Consider the following 15517-nt stretch of genomic DNA (forward strand, 5'->3'; position numbering starts at 1 on the left):
GACGGTCATCCCAGAAGCCGCATCGACGATCTCATGCCCTGGAACTTTGCGGCCGCGTCAAGCCGCGCCGCGTAGGGGATCGCCGAGGCGCTTACACTGATGAGGCTGCGCTCCAAATTGAAGTGGTTGAAGATCGAGGCGTGGGCGGCGGCAAACTTCTGTAAACTTCACATGCGCCGGAAACGAAGCATCGCCCGTCCCGTCGTCGGAACGGCGGGTGAGAGCTCTCAGCCCGATTGTTCATCCATCGGCCTGTTTTCTGACGGTGGGCGGCACAGATTTCGCGCAGGGCCGCCCGCAGGACCGGAGCCTGTCAGTCACATTCAATTCGGGCTGACCGTGCTTACGCATTGCTTTCTTTAAGACTTTCAACGCCGCCTTCTTGTCCCGGGTCTTGGTCACAAAGCTCTCCATAACCTCACCCTCGTGATCAACGGCCCGCCACAGATAGTGATGTTCACCATTGATCTTGACGCACATCTAGCCTCCGAACCCTGCCGCCTTAGGCAGCCACGTCGACAATGCGGGGAACCCGAAAACGATGATCAGACCGAGAAGCATCAGCGCAGCATAAGGCAAGGCACCGCGAATAACGTCCGACAGCGGGGCTTTGGCAATGCCCTTGATGACAAAAAGGTTCATGCCAACAGGCGGCGTGATCAGTGCAAGCTCAAGATTGATCATCAACAAAATGCCATACCAGATCGGATCGATGCCAAGTGCAAGCATGACCGGAAAGACAATTGGTGTGGTGATCAGAATGATGGAGATGGTTTCGAGGAACATGCCCAACACAAGCACGAGCAGCATCACCGCAACGACAAACATGGCTGGGCTGAGGCCGATGGCCGTAACCTGTTCGACGATCTCGATGGGCAGGCGAATGATGGTCACGGCATGACCGAAGAGCGCTGCAGCCGCAAGGATCATGAACAGCATCGCGGTTGTTCGCACTGTCTCGAACGCCGTTACCCAAAGGTCTTTAGGGCCGAAGTTCCGGTAGACCACTACGCTGATGATCAATGCGTACAGGCACCCTATCGAAGCCGCCTCGGTGGCGGTAAAGACCCCGAGATAAATCCCGCCCAAGACAACCGGCGGCATCAGCAGTGCCCAGATCGACTGCTTCATCCGCGCCCAGATGACACCCATGCCAGCGAATGGCTGCGCAACGACCGCGCCCCCGAATCCCGCGCTGATCATGGCCCAGATCGCAAAGATCGTTGCCATCATGATGCCCGGGATCAGTCCCGCCAGGAACAACGCCCCAATCGAGGCCTCGGTGACAATGGCGTAGAGGATGAGCGGACCGGACGGCGGGATCAGAATGCCCAACGTCCCACCCGCCGCGATGACCCCGTAGGAATAGCTTGGGCGGTAGTTGAAGCGCTTCATCTGGGGGATGGCGGTCGATCCGATGGTAAGCGCTGTGGCCACGGAAGAGCCCGAGATTGCCGCGAAGATCGTGCAGGACAGGATCGTGGCAACCCCAAGTCCGCCGCGAAGATGGCCGACGATCGCATTGGCCGCGTCGTAAAGGTCTTTCACGACGCCCGCGCGGATCATCACATGCGCCATGAAGGCGAACATCGGGATGGCTGTCAGCAGGCCATTGTTCAGCTTGGCAAAAACCGTGTCAGCGGCGCTGTTCACGTTGCCTTCGGTCAGCAGCATGATGATCAGCGAAGTCAGGCCAAGGCCCGCAAAGATCGGCATGCCTGTCAGCAGAAGCGCGATCAGACCGGCCAGAATGAGGAATGTCATCATGGTCGGCGCACCGTCAGAAGAGTGAAGATACGGGCCAGCGCCGCGAGGATCAGGATAATCATGCCGATCAGCAGGAACCCTTGCGGGATCCACATCTGAACGCCCAGGTAGCCGTCCGAATAGACCCCAAAATCATAGGAAAACCGCACCATGAGCACGGCGCTGTAAAGGATCGCCGAGGCCACCAGGATCACGCCGATCATGCCCCATAGGTCCACAAGCCACTGCGTGCGCGGCCCGGCACGTTCGGTGAGCAGGTCGACCCCGAAGTGCTCGCCCCGCAACAGCACCTCGCCCGCGCCGAGAGCGACCATGGCCACGACGATGAACCCGCTGAGTTCGTCCGAAAACGTGATCGGCGTGCCCAGCACGTAGCGCATGAAAACGCTGTAGCTCACCACGCCGAAGACGATGAGCACCAGCAGCGCAGCCAAGCTCGCTCCGGACAGGGTAAGCCAGCGCGCTACGCGCTCCACCTCTGAGACCGGAAGGGTCTCAGAGGCCTTGGTATTGGGGTCCAGCTTCACGCGTCAGTTGGAGATCTGGCTGACGAGTTCAAGCAGCTTCACGCCGTCCTCACCGGTCGCACCTCCAAAGGAGTCGTCAAAGGCCGGCGCCATGAGCTCTTTCCAGGCCGCTGTTTCCTCCGAGGTCTGGAAGTGGACGGTCATCCCGTTTTCTTCAAGCTGCTGCGGTGCGGAGGCTGACGCCTCTTCGGATGCCGCAACCGCCCATTCTGCCGCCTTGGCCCCGGCTTCGGAAATCGCCGCCTTCTGCGCATCGGTCAGCCCGTTGTACCAATCCGGGTTCAGGTAGCCATGGAAAAACACGCTGAAGAGCGGCACGACCGTGACGTGATCCTGCACTTCGAAATACTTGCGCGAATAGGCTGCGGCGATGTCTGTCATGCCAGCATCAATGACGCCGGTCGAAAGCGCCTCATACACCTTGGACCCGGACATGGCAGAAGGCGCGGCTCCCATCGCGACGAGACCGGCATCGGCCACGGGGTTCAGCCCGCGAATCTTCACGCCTTCGAAGTCTGCGGGATTGATCAGCGGGGCCCCTTTCGAGGTGATTGCCGTCATCCGCGTCGTGAAGAGCCACACCGCGTTTTTCACCCCTTTTTCCAGCAGCTTCTCTTCCAGGAACGCGGCAGCTTCGCTGCCCGGCCAGGCGGCAAGCGTTTCCAGATCAGTCACCGCATAGGGTTTCAGCGTCACGTTCATGAGCGGAAGCGTCTTGCCCCATTGGGGGTTGATCGAAAATGCGCATTCGATATTGCCCTTGGCCACCGATGCGATGTTTTCCCGCGCCCCGACAAGGCTGTTGGCCCCGAAGACCTGAACGTCAATTTCCCCGTTCGAGAGCGTTTCGATTTCGGTGGCCCACCGGTCGATCACCTTTGCGATGTGGTGCGCAGGCGGCAGTTGGTGGCTGCAGCGCATTTCCGTCGCTTCGGCGTGAGCTGCACTGCCCAGTGCCGTTGCGGCTAGAAGCGCGGCCGCTGCCGTTTTCAGGATGTTCATGGTCTCCTCCTCTTTGTCATCCAGTCGTTCATGATGCACGCCAGTCGATCTGGCGCGGTGCTCCGGCGCGTGGCGTCGCGCCGTATAGTGGTTCATCCGGCATTGCGGTCGCTGCGATGTCCCGGACTGACATCAGCTGTTCCAGATCAATGCCTGTCGCAAAGCCCTTTCGCTCGCACAGGTAGACGAGATCCTCGAAGACCACGTTCCCGGTTGCGCCGGGCGCGAACGGGCAACCTCCCAGACCGCCCAGAGAGCCGTCGATGACCCGCACGCCTGCATCCAGCGCGGCCGATGCGTTGGCGATCCCCATGCCCCGGGTGTCGTGCAGGTGGATGCTCAGCACCACGTCGCCAAGCTCCCTTTGCACGCGGGTAACAAGGTCCGTCACCTGATCGGGGCCTGCAAATCCGACCGTGTCTGCAAGCCCTAGCAAGTCTGCGCCCGCTTCGACACATGCCGCCGCGATCCGCACGACGTCGTCCGAGGGCACCGCCCCGGCGATCGAACACCCGAAGGCCATGGATATGCCCGCCTGAACCAAGGGCGGCGAGGCTGCACCTTTCGCCATTTCCACGGTTCTGCCGACCAGCGCGATGGCGTCGGCCTGCGACCGGCGGGCGTTGGCCTGGCTGTGTTCTTCAGTTGCAGAGACGACCGTGACGATCTCGTTCAGCGGTGTCTGCACAGCGTCGGCGGCACCACGATCATTCAGGGCTAGGGCGGCGGCATGGACGCCTAGGTCGCGGCAAATGTCGATGACCCCTCGCACATCCGCAAATTGCGGCATCGCGTGGGCAGGAAGGAAGGAGCCCACCTCGAAGTGCCGGACTCCCGCGGCACTTTCCCGATGCAGCCAGTCTGCCTTGGCCGTGGTGGACGGGAAGTGCTCGACCATTTGCAGCCCATCGCGCAAGCCGACTTCGCGCAAAACGACCCTGTCGGGCGGGTATGCTCGGGATGCAGGGCTCATGCCATCTTTGCCTGCAGCGCGCCGCTTGCCGCCTGCGCTTCGGAGGGGGACAGGCCAAGTTCCGAAAGAACGGCATCCGTGTCATCGCCGACATCTGCAACGTCGAGCGAGGCCGGGCGGGGTGTGGCGCCATCCACCTCGATGGGTAGACCCGGCGCCCGGAATTCCTGACCACCCGGCAGATGCGAGTGATGAAGACCGCCCGGGCGCGTGACGTGGGGGTCCTGATACATGTCCACCGGGCGATTGATCGGCGAAAAGGGGATGCCGGTCGCCTCAAAGATCTCGATCAGCTCAGCAAAATCGCGCCTTGCCAGGGCTTCGGCGAAAATGGGGATTGTCCAGTCTCTGGCCTCGATCTGATCCATCTTGGACTGCAGCCGCGGGTCCTTTCGCAGATGTTGCAACCCGATGGCGTTGCACAGAATGTGCCAGTGCCCTTCGGTTACGGCACCGACGAAAATCTGACGCTGATCGCGCGTGTCGAAGATGTCGTAGATCGGCCATGAAAACTCGCGCTCGGGCATGGGGGCCGGTTCACGCCCATCGAGATCGAATTGGACCATGTGTTGCATGACAAGCATCAGGCAGTTTTCGAACAGTCCGATCCGCAGGGCTCGGCCCTGTCCCGACTGATGCCGCTCCATCAGGGCACCAAGAACCGCAAGGGCCCCGAAAAGCCCGCCCATGATGTCGTTCGCCGATGATCCGATGCGCAGCGGGCGGCCCTTCGGGCCAGTCATGTAGGCCATCCCGCTCATCATCTGGACGACCTCGTCCATCGCGGTCCGGTCCTGATAGGGGCCGTGAAGGAAACCCTTGCAGGACGCCACGATCAGTTTGGGATGCTTGTTACGCAAGTCCGAGGGGGCAAACCCCATCTTGGCAAGCGATTGGTCGCGAAAGTTCTCGACAAGGACGTCGGCAGTTTCCAGAAGCCTGTCCAGCGCAGACGTTCCAGCCGGCGATTTCAGATCCAGCGTGATCGAGCGTTTGCCGCGGTTGAAGCTTGGGAAAAAACCGCGCCCCATACCCGTCAGGTGGCGGGTCTTGTCACCGGCGGGGGGTTCGACCTTGATGACCTCGGCCCCGAGATATGCCAGAATCTGGCCACAGCTCGGCCCCATGATCATGTGGGTCATCTCGACAACCCGGATATCCCGCAATGGTTTGAATTCATCTGGCACGCGGCTGGCTCCACTTGAACTTGCGCTGCTGCAGGGTACTCGACGAGATTGCTTTGCGGAATTACAATGTTACCAAAGCATCATTCTGATATCGAGAAAGCGTGGACAGCAGACAGCTCCGATACTTTGCGGCGATCTTTGAAGAAGGCGCGCTCGCCCGTGCCGCCGACCGCGAAAGGGTCGCGGTTTCCGCGCTGAGCAGGCACCTTGCCAATCTAGAAGCCGATCTTGGCACACCCTTGTTCGAGCGCCTGCCAAGAGGGGTTCGACCCACGGCGTCGGGGGCGCGATTGTATGAACATGCGCGCGCCATCCTGCGATCCATGCAGGCCGCCACCGCTGACATCAAGGATTCAGAAGTCGAGGTAGCAGGTGAAATCGCAGTGGGGTTTGCGCATTCGGCGGTCAAGGCAATCGGGGTGCCATTGATGCAGCGCGTCTCCCAGGACTACCCGCACCTCCGGCTGCATCTTTCGGAGATCTTCTCCGGCACGACCACGCAACAACTCGCCTCGTCAGAGGTGGACCTTACCCTGACGTACAACCAGCTTCCGGATTCGCGTTTCCGGTTCAAACCGATCCTCGAAGAAGAAGTGGTCCTGGTCGGGCGACCGGATGTCGTCGGTGGACGCGGCCCGATCAGCTTTGCAGCCCTGTTGGACCTTCCGCTGATCATCCTGCGCCAGGGCCTGAACACCCGAGCGGTCATGGATGACCCGTCCCTGCTTCGGCAGATCGAGGAAAGCGCCCAGTTCCAAATGAACTCCATCGCCGCCATCGGGGGGTGTCTTTTGTCCGGTGTCGGGTGCCTGCTGGGCACGGAGTTTATTGTAAAAGAACACATCGACGCGGGCAAACTGGTGGCCCGCCCGGTCATGAAGCCAACGCTCAACAGGACGCTCTACATCGGAGAGCTGAGCGATCGCCCTTCCACCTTCGCGTTCGAAGCGATTCGCCAGCTGTGTATCGATCTGACGGTTGAAGCGGTTAACACGCAACAATGGAATGCGACGCAGCTGATTCACTTTTCACGTTGATGGTCGGCTTCTCCCAGCGGTTTGAAGCGCGCGGTGGGTTGGGGTGACCTGCTCAGCAGCGTCAGTGTCGGCGCCCAGGTCCAGGCACGACCTACCCGCCGGATGACGGGTTTTCAAAAATGTCCCAATCAGAAATGTATGGCAGAAGAAGATATCCATACCAAAAGCGCTCAACACTCTTGGAGGTGATGTGCTACCCAACGCGCCCTCGGCCGTTGTCAGAGTTTCCGCGCTTCGATCAAGTGCACGGGCTGGTATCGTGCGCTGATTTCATCAGTTCCGCCGGTGCCTTGTTCCCGATGGCGCTGTGCGGCCGTTCCTCGTTGTAGTCTCTACGCCAAGCCTCCAACTCTTCGGCCGCATCTTCAAGGCTCATGAACCAATGGTTGTTCAATCATTCCGCTCGGAACCGCCCGTTGAACGCCTCGATGAAGGCGTTGTCTGTCGGTTTTCCCGGCCGCGAGAGCCGCTTCAACTCGGAAGGCATCAGCCCTGCATACATCTTCTTCCAGTTGAAGAACGTCGCCGAGCTGATCCCGGCCTTCCGGCAGACCTCCCGCATCCACCCGCGCCATTCCTGGCCCGAAAAGCAGCTCAACCTGACGCGTTGCCGCGGCTGTCGCCATGCCACTGGCAAGACGGTCTCCTCAAGCGTGACAATCTCTCCGGGCTTGCGCCGCTTCGTCGCCATTCTGATCCTCCGGTCTCCCAAACATACCGGCGGCCCCCTTCACTGAGGGGAGGATCAGCAACTACGGCGTCATTGTCGGCATGTTTTCCAGGTCAGCAACGTGTCGAGGAGCTGGCCGTCACATCCGACCGTTCACTCCACCCAGAACCGATGTAAGATTGGAACCGAGAGCTTCAGAGAGATAACCTCCTTCTTGCACCAGGGCGAGCGGAAGGCCCGGCTCTGCAAGGCACGCGCCAATGCGCCTGAAACCGGCTTCGGTGATGGCGAGACCCTTGAACGGGTCATCGATCGATGCGTCTAGCCCGAGGGCAACGACCAGACAGTCCGCCCCGAACGCTTTGACCTGGCGCATCGCGATATCAAGCGTCTCAAGATAGACGTCATCGCCTGTACCGCGTGGCAGGGGGAGGTTGAGGTTTGACCCCAAGCCATCACCCTCGCCGCGTTCCTGGGCGTGGCCCCAGAAAAACGGGTAGAATCGCGCTGGATCAGCGTGGATCGAGACCGTGAGGATATCGCTGCGGTGATAGAATATCCCCTGCGTGCCGTTCCCGTGGTGCACGTCCACATCAAGGATCGCGGGCCGGCACCCGGCGGCACGGAGGCGTTCGGCGGCAATTGCGGAGTTGTTGAGAAAGCAGAAGCCGCCAGCGAGGTCGGCAAAAGCGTGGTGGCCGGGCGGGCGTGACAGCGCGTAGACGCTGGTTTCGCCACTGGCGACGAGATCGGCGGCGGTTATTGCGGTTTGCGCCGACCAATAGGCGGATTCCCACGTGTGTTCCGCAATCGGGCATGCGGTATCGGCCTGATGATACCCCGCCTGCCCGATCGCCGATTTAGGATAGCTATCGGTGCGATTTGCGGGGTGAATGTTCGGAATGACCTCGGGTGCCGCGCCTTCGATCCGAGTCCAACGAGCGTGGATGGTTTCGAGGAACGTCAGGTATTCCGCGCTGTGGATTGCCGCGATGGCGCCCAGCCCGTTATCGTCAGGAGGAGCAAAGACGCAACCGGCCTCCTCTGCCGCGGATTTGAGCACTTCGATCCGCGCGGGCTGTTCCGGACTACGGGACACCACGCCATTCGCCATAAAGTTCTGCGGGTCGTGCTTCCACTGTCGGTCGTCGAATATCGCCTTCATCTGTATCCTCGCATCTGTTGAAACGCCTTCCCGGCCAGAACCATCACGGTTTCCGCTTCGACCGGTTCAAATCCGAGTTCGTCGTAGAGAGCACGGGCGCGCATATTGTCGGGGTAAACCGCAAGGCGCATGAAGCGGGCTCCCCAAATCGCTGCGGCTTTTTCGGCGGCGCTCTGCAAAAGCGCGGGGCCCATACCGTCGCCGCGTTCGGTACTGTCCACCCAAAGGTCCGACACATAAACGCCAGCCCCGCCTCGAACGGTCGAGAATACCGGTGAGAAAAGCACGATGCCGGCTGGGACGGCTGCGCTATCCGCAATCTGCGCCCAAGCCGCAGGATGTGCGCCGAAGAGCGCCTGCCGCAAGGCGTCGGTTCCGGCGCGATATGGATCTTCGAGGTCCCGCGACAACGACATGAGTGCGCTTTCCACCGCCGTCAAATCGGCCACGACCGCAGGTCTGATATTGTACGTGTGCATAGGTCAGATCGCCGTCTTCTCAGCGCCCTTCAGCCCAAGCATCGCCCGCGCCTCGTCAGGTGTGGCAACCTCGCGACCCAGGTCTTCGACAATCCGGCGGATCTTGGCGACTTGATCGGCATTGCGTTGTGCGAGCGTGCCTTTCGAGATCATAAGACTGTCTTCCAGACCAACCCGAACATGACCGCCCATCGCAGCCGCCATCGTTGCGAACGGGATCTGATTGCGGCCTGCCGCAAGGACGGACAATGCGAAATCCTGCCCAAAAAGCTTGTCGGCAATCCGCTTCATATGGGCCAGGTTCTCAGGATCGGGACCGATACCACCCAGTACACCGAACACGAACTGAATGAAGAACGGTGGTTCGACAAGGCCTCGATCCGCGAAATGGCGCAGCATGTAGAGATGCCCCACATCGTAGCATTCAAACTCGAACCGTGCGCTGCGGTCTTGACCGAGTTCGCGCAGGATCGTTGCGATATCGCGCGGGGTGTTCTTGAAGACAAGATCGTCAGAGTTTTCCAGGAACGGCCTTTCCCAGTCGTATATCCAGTCGCTGATGCGGTCTGCGGCGGGATACAGCGCGAAGTTCATTGTGCCCATGTTCAGCGAGCACATCTCAGGCTCGGCGACCATCGGCGCGGCAAGCCGGTCTTCGAGCGTCATCACTGCACTGCCACCAGTGGAGATGTTGATGACGGCGTCCGACATTTGCTTGATCCGCGGCAGGAAGGCCATGAAATGCGCGGGCGAAGCGGAAGGTTGACCCGTGTCCGGATCGCGCGCGTGCAGGTGCAGGATGGCTGCGCCTGCGTCGGCCGCATCAATGGCGTGTCGGCTGATCTCTTCTGCTGTGACAGGCAGGTAAGGCGACATCGACGGAGTGTGGATAGAGCCGGTGATCGCACAGGATATGATGATCTTGGACATAACCAGCCTTTCACGCCATTTCTTCGAACAATGCCGCGATCTCTTCAGCGTAGCGGGCGAGTGCCGTGTCCAGCAGGTGCATGATCTCGTCGATCTGGGGTTCGGTGATGACAAGCGGCGGACAAATCAAAAAGTGGTCCCCCTCGATCCCCCCGCGCGTGCGACGGGAATAGATGATCAGGCCAAGGTCGTAAGCGATCTCGACCAGGCGCGCATGGGCATTCCAGTCTTTCGGAAGGGGCTGCATGGTCTCCCGATCCGCGACCAGTTCAAACGCGAGAAGCAGACCCTTGCCGCGCACGTCGCCGATAATGGGATAGCGCGCCATGAGAGCCTGCAACTTGGCCTTCAGCACCTCTCCCATTCGGGCGGCGTTTTCGATCAGGTTATGGTTTTCCAGCTCTTCCAGCACGGCAAGACCAGCCGCACAGGCCAGCGGATTGCCCGCGTAGGTAAACCCATGCTGAAACCCGCCTGAATCCAGAACCGGCTCCACCAACCGCGCGCCCGCAATTATGGCACCCAAGGGCGCATAACCTGCGCCAAAGCCCTTTGACAGGGCCACGATGTCAGGCGTGATACCCCAGTGTTCCGCCGCCAGGAACTTGCCGGTGCGACCCGCACCAGACATGACTTCATCGAAAATCAGCAGCACCCCGTAGGCGTCACAGATCTCGCGGATTCGGGTGTAGTAGCTGTCGGGCGCGACCAGAGCGCCGGTCGATGCGCCGCCTATTGGTTCCATGAGAAAGGCAAGAACAGTGTCGGGGCCGGCCTCTTCGATCTTGTCGCGCAAAAGCTCTGCATACCGAATGCCGCGCTCTTCCTCGCTGAGCGCGTCGCGATCGAGATAGGTGGTGGGCGCTGCAACCTTTGGCATACCCTCCATCATCGGTGCGAAGGGTTCTCTCAATGGGTCATACCCGGTAAGGTCCAGCGCGCCAAAGGTGCAACCGTGATAAGACGGATAGCGCGAAATAACCTTGTGGCGTCTCCCCTGCCCGGTGGCGAGCGCGCATTGGCGGGCCAGTTTCACCGCGCTCTCAACGGCCTCTGATCCCCCCGAGACGAAGAACACGCGATCCAGCCCGTCTGGTGTCATGGCGACGGTCTTGGCGGCCAAGTCCTCGGATGGGTGGGTGCGGAAATGCAGGCGATAGCCAAAGGTCGCCTTGTCCATCTGAGCCTTCATCTTGGCCAGAACACGCGGGTTCGAATGCCCGATATTCGACACCATGGCCCCCGACGACGCGTCGATGTAACGCTTGCCGCTCTCGTCATAGAGGTAGATCCCTTCGCCCCGATCCAGGAAAGGGCGCGGGGTTCGCGTCTGGTAGAACAGGTAGGACTGAGTGTCCGTCATCTTGCACCTTCCAGATGCTTGCGCAGAAAGGCGCGGGTGCGCTCCTTTTCGGGAGACTTGAACACGACCTCAGGCGGCCCCTCTTCAACGACCACGCCCTGATCCATGAACAGCACCCGATCGCAGACAGATGCGGCGAAATCCATCTCGTGGGTGACGATGATCATGGTCATGTGTTCTTCGGCGAGCTTTTTCATGACCTGGTTCACCTCGTCCACCAGTTCCGGATCAAGCGCCGATGTCGCCTCGTCAAACAGCATCAGCTTGGGCTTCATCGCAAGGGCGCGTGCGATTGCCACGCGCTGTTTCTGCCCGCCCGAAAGCTGGGATGGGTAGTAGTCGATCCGCTCCAGCATCCCGACTTTATCCAGCTGTTCCCGGGCAAGCGCGTCGGCCTCATCCTTGGACAAACCTTTCAACATCTTCGGTGCCATGGTTACGTTTTCGCGGGCTGTCATGTGGGGGAAGAGATTGAAGTGCTGGAACACCATGCCGATGTCCTGACGCATCTGGTTGATGTGCTTTTCATATTGCCTGAAAGGCAGTGACCTGTTCACCTGCACACCGTCCAGCCAGACCTCTCCGCCGGTCAGTGGATCCAGATCGTTGATCGCGCGCAGCAGCGTGGATTTCCCTGACCCCGAGGGCCCGATAATGGCCACGATCTGCCCGCGTTCGACCGTCAGGCTGATATCCTTGAGCACCTCCAGAGCTCCGAAGGATTTCTGCGCGTGGCGGATTTGAACGAATTCCTTATGATCGGTCATTGGCAGGCTCCGGAGGTCAGCGCGAGAGTGCGATGCGGCGCTCGATCTTGCGCTGCACCCATTCCATGCCGAGGTTGATGGCGTAGTAGAAAGCGGCCGCGAGAATATAGAACTCGAACGGCCGGTAGGTCGCACCGATGGCGCGCTGTGCCGATAGGGTCAATTCGCTGACACCGATGACCGACACAAGCGCGCTGTCTTTCAACAAAGCGATCATGTTGTTGCCAATGGGCGGGATCACGGCGCGCACGGCCTGCGGCACGACGACCTTGCGCAGCGCCTGCCCGCGGCTCAATCCCACGGTCCGCGCGGCCTCCATCTGGCCTTTGTCGACCGACAGGATGGCCGTCTGGATCAGCTCTGAATTATAAACGGCAAAATGCAGGCCCAGCCCGATCACACCCGCGACGAAGGCCGGCAGGTCCACACCGATCTGCACCAGGCCGAAATAAATCAGGAACAGCTGCAACAGCAGAGGTGTGCCCATGAAGACCCATTCGAACAACCGGAACGGCAGCCGGATCACGGCCGGCGCATAAAGCGCGATCACCGCAAAGAAGATGCCCCCAAAAAAGCTGAGCAGCGCAGCAGCGGCCGTGATGGCGATCGTCCACAGGCAACCGAGCAGGATGATGTCGATGTGTTTTGGGATGACGGTGAAATCGAGACCCATGACGCCGCCCCCTCAGGTAATCTGCACGCGACGGTCAAGCCACGCCACGGCCCGTCCGGTTGCATAGATGATGATCATGTAGAGGATCCCGGCGAGCAGGAACATTTCGAAGGGTTTGTAGGTTGATCCGATATAGCGCTGCGCGGTGTAGGTCAGTTCGACCACCGAGATCGCGGCGACCAGCGCGGTCGCCTTGATCAGCATATTCAGGTTCACGCCCAAGGGGCGAACCATGAGCCGCGCGGCCTGGGGCAGAATGATTTTGTACATTGCCTGCCAACGGCTCAGACCAAGGGTTCGGGCAGCCTCTTTCTGGCCCTTGTCGATCGAGATGATCGCGCCTCTGATCGTCTCGGTCATGTAGGCGCCGGCATTGATGCCCAGTCCGATCACGCCAGCCTCAAAAGCGTCGAGTTCAATGCCAATCTGAGGACCACCGAAATAAAGGATAAAGAGCTGGATCAAGGCTGGTGTGCCGCGAAACACGCTGACATAGGTCGCGCCCACGAACCGTGCGAGGGCGAAACGTGACAGACGCGCCGCCGCGCCGAGCGCGCCGCATGCAAGGCCCAGTAGCGCGGTTAAAGCCGACAGGAGGATCGTGACCCCTGCCGCGTCAATGAAGAATGGGTAGACCCTGACTATCAGGTCGAAATCCATGTCAGGCTTTCCTTGCTGATGCGACGCGCCCGAACGCGTTGCCGGTGCCAGGCACCCGGTGCACAGGCACCGGATGCTCCACTATTGTCGGGACTGCCCTGGCGGATCGCACGAGCGGGGTGCCAAACGCATGGCCTCGCCGCGCCACGCCCCAGAACAAAGGCAAGTACGCGAGATCAGGACCTCAGCGAATGTCCGCGCCGATCCACTCTTCAGCGAGTTTTAGATACGTGCCGTCTTCCATCATGGAGTCCAACGCGGCCTGCATAGCCGCCGCCAGTTCAGGGTTGCCTTCACGAATGGCGATACCGGCACCGAATGGCTCTGTGGTTGGGTCGGCAAACATCTCGAAGTCCTGGCCCTTGGCACCCATCGCGAGGATCGCCGCAATCGAGTCGTTTACGATTGCATCCACACGGCCGTTCTCAAGCTCCAGAAGCAGTTCCGGCAGGCCCTTGTAGGTGTTGATGTCGTAACCCTTTTCGCGCGCCCAGGCCTCGTGGGTTTCGCCAAGGGTCAGCCCGACCTTGACGCCTTCGAGATCCTCGAGACTGTCGATGCCCGATCCCGGTTGCGTAAAAATTGCGCGTTTATCGGAATAATAGGGTCCTACGAAGTCCACGACCTCATCCCGCTCTTCGGTGATCGTCATCGACCCGACAATCGCGTCGTACTTGTTGGCCAGGAGGCCACCAATGATTCCATCCCAAGCCGTCGTCACGATCTCGGCTTCCAGCCCCATCCGCTTGGCAATCTCGGTCCCCACGGCCGGGTCGAAGCCGACAACCTGGTTTTCATCGTTCACGAAGTTGAACGGTGGGTAGGCACCGGACATCGCGATGCGGATAACGCCTTTTTCCTTAAGTGTTTCAAGTTCTTCGGCGGCAGCCATGTTCACGCCGAGGGCGACGAGGCCCGAAGCCAGAACAGCGGATTTCAGAAACGTACGGCGAAGGTTCATTCTCATCTCCTTGTTGGTTATCTCGCGCCCGGTTCTTTCGGGTCATCGTTGGCGGACCAGGCCGCTTGAAAAAAGCCTTGCATGTGAAGAGGCATTACGCAAATAGATATAGGACATTCTTAATATAGACAGAATCTATGCAGTCGCCCAATCGAAACCGATTTCCGTGGAACCTCGACTGGAACCTGCTGCGCACTTACATGGTCGTTGTGGAGCAAAGGGGTATATCGAAGGCGGCGGCATTCCTGGGACTGAAACAACCCACGGTATCGGCTGCCCTGAAACGTCTGGAATCGGCTGTCGGGAAGCAGCTGGTCGTGCGCAAACCCAACGAGTTCTCGGTCACGCGCGCGGGGCAGGCACTGTACACCGAATGCACGACAATCTTCGGCGCGGTCTCTCAGCTTCCGGCCATTCTCGAAGAAGATGTCGCCGACTTGCGCGGTCACTTGTCGATTGCGCTCACGAGTTCTGTAATCTCCCCCCATTTCGACGACGTATTGCATCGCTTCGCGGTTGCGCATCCGAACGTAACCTATGCCTTCGCGGTGCACGAAAGCGAAGACGTCGAATCCATGGTTTCACTGAACCGATCCAGTTTCGGGATCTGCTTGTTGTCGCGGGTCCCAAGAAACCTGAATCATGTCGTCCTCTATCGCGAATATTTCGGCCTTTATTGCGGGCCGCGCCACCCCTTGTTTCGGGCCGAAACCATCTCGCCAAAGGATTTGGAGGGCGAACCGTTCGTTGCCTTCCAGACCGAAGCGCTTGGCGGTCCGCTGGAAGATATCTCAAAGCTTCGCACGCGGCTGAAGCTCTCACCACATTGGCGGGGCGTGTCGTCGAGTCTGAACGAGATACGCCGCATGATCATGACGAATATCGGAATCGGTGCGCTTCCCGTGCATGTCGCCAGGCAGGATGTTGTAGCGGGGCACATCCGCCAGCTTCCTCCCTACGAAAACCTGCCTCTCGTCAGCATATTTCTAATCAGCAACCCCACGCGCAGATACACAGAAGCAGAGGCCTCCTTTCTCGCTGCGCTGTCCTTGGAGATGACCAAAGTTGGGATTGAAGAGCGCACCTACGGAATGCAACCATCCTGAGACCAGTCTGGTTTCCTTCACCGAGTTGTTGACCAGTTTGACCTTCCCCCGCGATTAGGGCCGGCTGGAGCTGGATACCAACCCGGTCGAGAACCAGATCAGAAAAATTGCCCTGACGCGAAAGAATGAACTCTTCGCCGGACACGAGGTCGGCGGTAAGCGCCTCGCCGATCCCCTCCTGCCGCTCTGAGGCTGTCTGTGCGAGTCCTGCTGTCGAGATTAGGCAGAGGACTGGACGGCAAAATGGACG

At 60.0% G+C, this 15517-nt stretch carries 16 protein-coding genes and 3 pseudogenes; 4 read left to right on the forward strand and 15 right to left on the reverse strand.

Annotated features, from left to right (window positions below; all coding sequences use genetic code 11):
• Window positions 1–5: 5 nt before the first annotated feature.
• The 6 genes and pseudogenes from BMX57_RS20945 to BMX57_RS19905 form a co-directional block, all read right to left on the reverse strand.
• Window positions 6–474: pseudogene (locus tag BMX57_RS20945) on the reverse strand (DDE-type integrase/transposase/recombinase); the annotation flags it as partial.
• Between the two features lie 6 nt (window positions 475–480).
• The gene (locus BMX57_RS19885) at window positions 481–1767 is read right to left on the reverse strand and encodes a TRAP transporter large permease (protein WP_092371556.1); all 1287 of its coding nucleotides are present in this window, start codon (window positions 1765–1767) and stop codon (window positions 481–483) included.
• Window positions 1764–2201, reverse strand: a complete 438-nt coding sequence (locus tag BMX57_RS19890) for a TRAP transporter small permease subunit (RefSeq protein WP_092371559.1) — start codon at window positions 2199–2201, stop codon at window positions 1764–1766. The genes BMX57_RS19885 and BMX57_RS19890 overlap by 4 nt, the downstream gene beginning before the upstream one ends.
• Before the next feature lie 96 nt (window positions 2202–2297).
• Window positions 2298–3296 (reverse strand): TRAP transporter substrate-binding protein DctP, encoded by a 999-nt coding sequence (gene dctP, locus BMX57_RS19895; RefSeq protein ID WP_092371562.1) that lies wholly within the window; start codon window positions 3294–3296, stop codon window positions 2298–2300.
• A gap of 28 nt (window positions 3297–3324) precedes the next feature.
• Window positions 3325–4269: a hydroxymethylglutaryl-CoA lyase gene (locus BMX57_RS19900; protein WP_092371565.1), complete on the reverse strand. Its 945-nt coding sequence runs from the start codon at window positions 4267–4269 to the stop codon at window positions 3325–3327.
• Window positions 4266–5456 carry a CaiB/BaiF CoA transferase family protein gene (locus tag BMX57_RS19905; protein ID WP_092371569.1) on the reverse strand — a complete coding sequence of 397 codons (1191 nt, stop codon included), beginning with the start codon at window positions 5454–5456 and terminating at the stop codon, window positions 4266–4268. Before BMX57_RS19905 ends, BMX57_RS19900 begins: the two co-directional genes overlap by 4 nt.
• A 101-nt stretch (window positions 5457–5557) precedes the next feature.
• Between BMX57_RS19905 and BMX57_RS19910 the strand changes: the two genes are divergently transcribed.
• Window positions 5558–6493 (forward strand): LysR family transcriptional regulator, encoded by a 936-nt coding sequence (locus tag BMX57_RS19910; RefSeq protein WP_092371572.1) that lies wholly within the window; start codon window positions 5558–5560, stop codon window positions 6491–6493.
• Window positions 6494–6731: 238 nt separating this feature from the next.
• On the opposite strand, the pseudogene BMX57_RS20950 reads toward BMX57_RS19910, so the two are convergent.
• Window positions 6732–6956 (reverse strand): annotated as a pseudogene (locus BMX57_RS20950) (integrase core domain-containing protein); the annotation flags it as partial.
• On the opposite strand from BMX57_RS20950, the gene BMX57_RS20955 reads away from it, so the two are divergent.
• Complete coding sequence (locus tag BMX57_RS20955) at window positions 6868–7230, forward strand: hypothetical protein (RefSeq protein ID WP_244892211.1); 363 nt, start codon at window positions 6868–6870, stop codon at window positions 7228–7230. The pseudogene BMX57_RS20950 and the gene BMX57_RS20955 sit on opposite strands and share 89 nt — an antisense overlap.
• Window positions 7231–7302: 72 nt before the next feature.
• Here BMX57_RS20955 and BMX57_RS19920 read toward each other — a convergent pair whose 3' ends face one another.
• From BMX57_RS19920 to BMX57_RS19955, 8 genes are all read right to left on the reverse strand, one after another.
• The gene (locus BMX57_RS19920) at window positions 7303–8328 is read right to left on the reverse strand and encodes a histone deacetylase family protein (protein WP_092371575.1); all 1026 of its coding nucleotides are present in this window, start codon (window positions 8326–8328) and stop codon (window positions 7303–7305) included.
• Complete coding sequence (locus tag BMX57_RS19925) at window positions 8325–8807, reverse strand: GNAT family N-acetyltransferase (RefSeq protein WP_092371578.1); 483 nt, start codon at window positions 8805–8807, stop codon at window positions 8325–8327. Before BMX57_RS19925 ends, BMX57_RS19920 begins: the two co-directional genes overlap by 4 nt.
• 3 nt (window positions 8808–8810) lie before the next feature.
• Window positions 8811–9737, reverse strand: a complete 927-nt coding sequence (kce, locus tag BMX57_RS19930; RefSeq protein ID WP_092371581.1) for a 3,5-dioxohexanoate:acetyl-CoA acetone transferase — start codon at window positions 9735–9737, stop codon at window positions 8811–8813.
• Between the two features lie 10 nt (window positions 9738–9747).
• The gene (locus BMX57_RS19935) at window positions 9748–11100 is read right to left on the reverse strand and encodes an aminotransferase family protein (protein ID WP_092371584.1); all 1353 of its coding nucleotides are present in this window, start codon (window positions 11098–11100) and stop codon (window positions 9748–9750) included.
• Entirely contained in the window at window positions 11097–11867 is a 771-nt protein-coding gene (locus BMX57_RS19940) for an amino acid ABC transporter ATP-binding protein (protein WP_092371587.1), read from the reverse strand. The genes BMX57_RS19935 and BMX57_RS19940 overlap by 4 nt, the downstream gene beginning before the upstream one ends.
• Window positions 11868–11883: 16 nt before the next feature.
• The gene (locus BMX57_RS19945) at window positions 11884–12540 is read right to left on the reverse strand and encodes an amino acid ABC transporter permease (protein ID WP_092371590.1); all 657 of its coding nucleotides are present in this window, start codon (window positions 12538–12540) and stop codon (window positions 11884–11886) included.
• Between the two features lie 12 nt (window positions 12541–12552).
• Complete coding sequence (locus BMX57_RS19950) at window positions 12553–13200, reverse strand: amino acid ABC transporter permease (protein ID WP_092371593.1); 648 nt, start codon at window positions 13198–13200, stop codon at window positions 12553–12555.
• A 184-nt stretch (window positions 13201–13384) separates the two neighbouring features.
• A complete protein-coding gene (locus BMX57_RS19955; RefSeq protein WP_092371596.1) occupies window positions 13385–14161 on the reverse strand; it encodes a transporter substrate-binding domain-containing protein in 777 nt (258 codons plus the stop codon).
• A 137-nt stretch (window positions 14162–14298) separates the two neighbouring features.
• Here BMX57_RS19955 and BMX57_RS19960 point away from each other — a divergent pair, with 137 nt between their 5' ends.
• Both BMX57_RS19960 and BMX57_RS19965 read left to right on the forward strand, forming a co-directional pair.
• A complete protein-coding gene (locus BMX57_RS19960) occupies window positions 14299–15267 on the forward strand; it encodes a LysR family transcriptional regulator (protein WP_092371599.1) in 969 nt (322 codons plus the stop codon).
• Window positions 15268–15325: 58 nt separating this feature from the next.
• Window positions 15326–15436, forward strand: a pseudogene (locus tag BMX57_RS19965) (IS66 family transposase); the annotation flags it as partial.
• Window positions 15437–15517 lie beyond the last annotated feature (81 nt).

Source organism: Cribrihabitans marinus, assembly GCF_900109035.1.
In the GTDB taxonomy this organism is placed as follows: Bacteria; Pseudomonadota; Alphaproteobacteria; order Rhodobacterales; family Rhodobacteraceae; genus Cribrihabitans; species Cribrihabitans marinus.

Coding starts and splice junctions, on each gene's coding strand:
- BMX57_RS19925 (WP_092371578.1), bottom strand. CDS start 8,807: ATGCACACGTACAATATCAGACCTGCGGTCGTGGCCGATTTGACGGCG.
- BMX57_RS19900 (WP_092371565.1), bottom strand. CDS start 4,269: ATGAGCCCTGCATCCCGAGCATACCCGCCCGACAGGGTCGTTTTGCGC.
- BMX57_RS19940 (WP_092371587.1), bottom strand. CDS start 11,867: ATGACCGATCATAAGGAATTCGTTCAAATCCGCCACGCGCAGAAATCC.
- BMX57_RS20955 (WP_244892211.1), top strand. CDS start 6,868: ATGAACCAATGGTTGTTCAATCATTCCGCTCGGAACCGCCCGTTGAAC.
- BMX57_RS19885 (WP_092371556.1), bottom strand. CDS start 1,767: ATGATGACATTCCTCATTCTGGCCGGTCTGATCGCGCTTCTGCTGACA.
- BMX57_RS19960 (WP_092371599.1), top strand. CDS start 14,299: ATGCAGTCGCCCAATCGAAACCGATTTCCGTGGAACCTCGACTGGAAC.
- BMX57_RS19920 (WP_092371575.1), bottom strand. CDS start 8,328: ATGAAGGCGATATTCGACGACCGACAGTGGAAGCACGACCCGCAGAAC.
- BMX57_RS19935 (WP_092371584.1), bottom strand. CDS start 11,100: ATGACGGACACTCAGTCCTACCTGTTCTACCAGACGCGAACCCCGCGC.
- dctP (WP_092371562.1), bottom strand. CDS start 3,296: ATGAACATCCTGAAAACGGCAGCGGCCGCGCTTCTAGCCGCAACGGCA.
- kce (WP_092371581.1), bottom strand. CDS start 9,737: ATGTCCAAGATCATCATATCCTGTGCGATCACCGGCTCTATCCACACT.
- BMX57_RS19945 (WP_092371590.1), bottom strand. CDS start 12,540: ATGGGTCTCGATTTCACCGTCATCCCAAAACACATCGACATCATCCTG.
- BMX57_RS19955 (WP_092371596.1), bottom strand. CDS start 14,161: ATGAACCTTCGCCGTACGTTTCTGAAATCCGCTGTTCTGGCTTCGGGC.
- BMX57_RS19950 (WP_092371593.1), bottom strand. CDS start 13,200: ATGGATTTCGACCTGATAGTCAGGGTCTACCCATTCTTCATTGACGCG.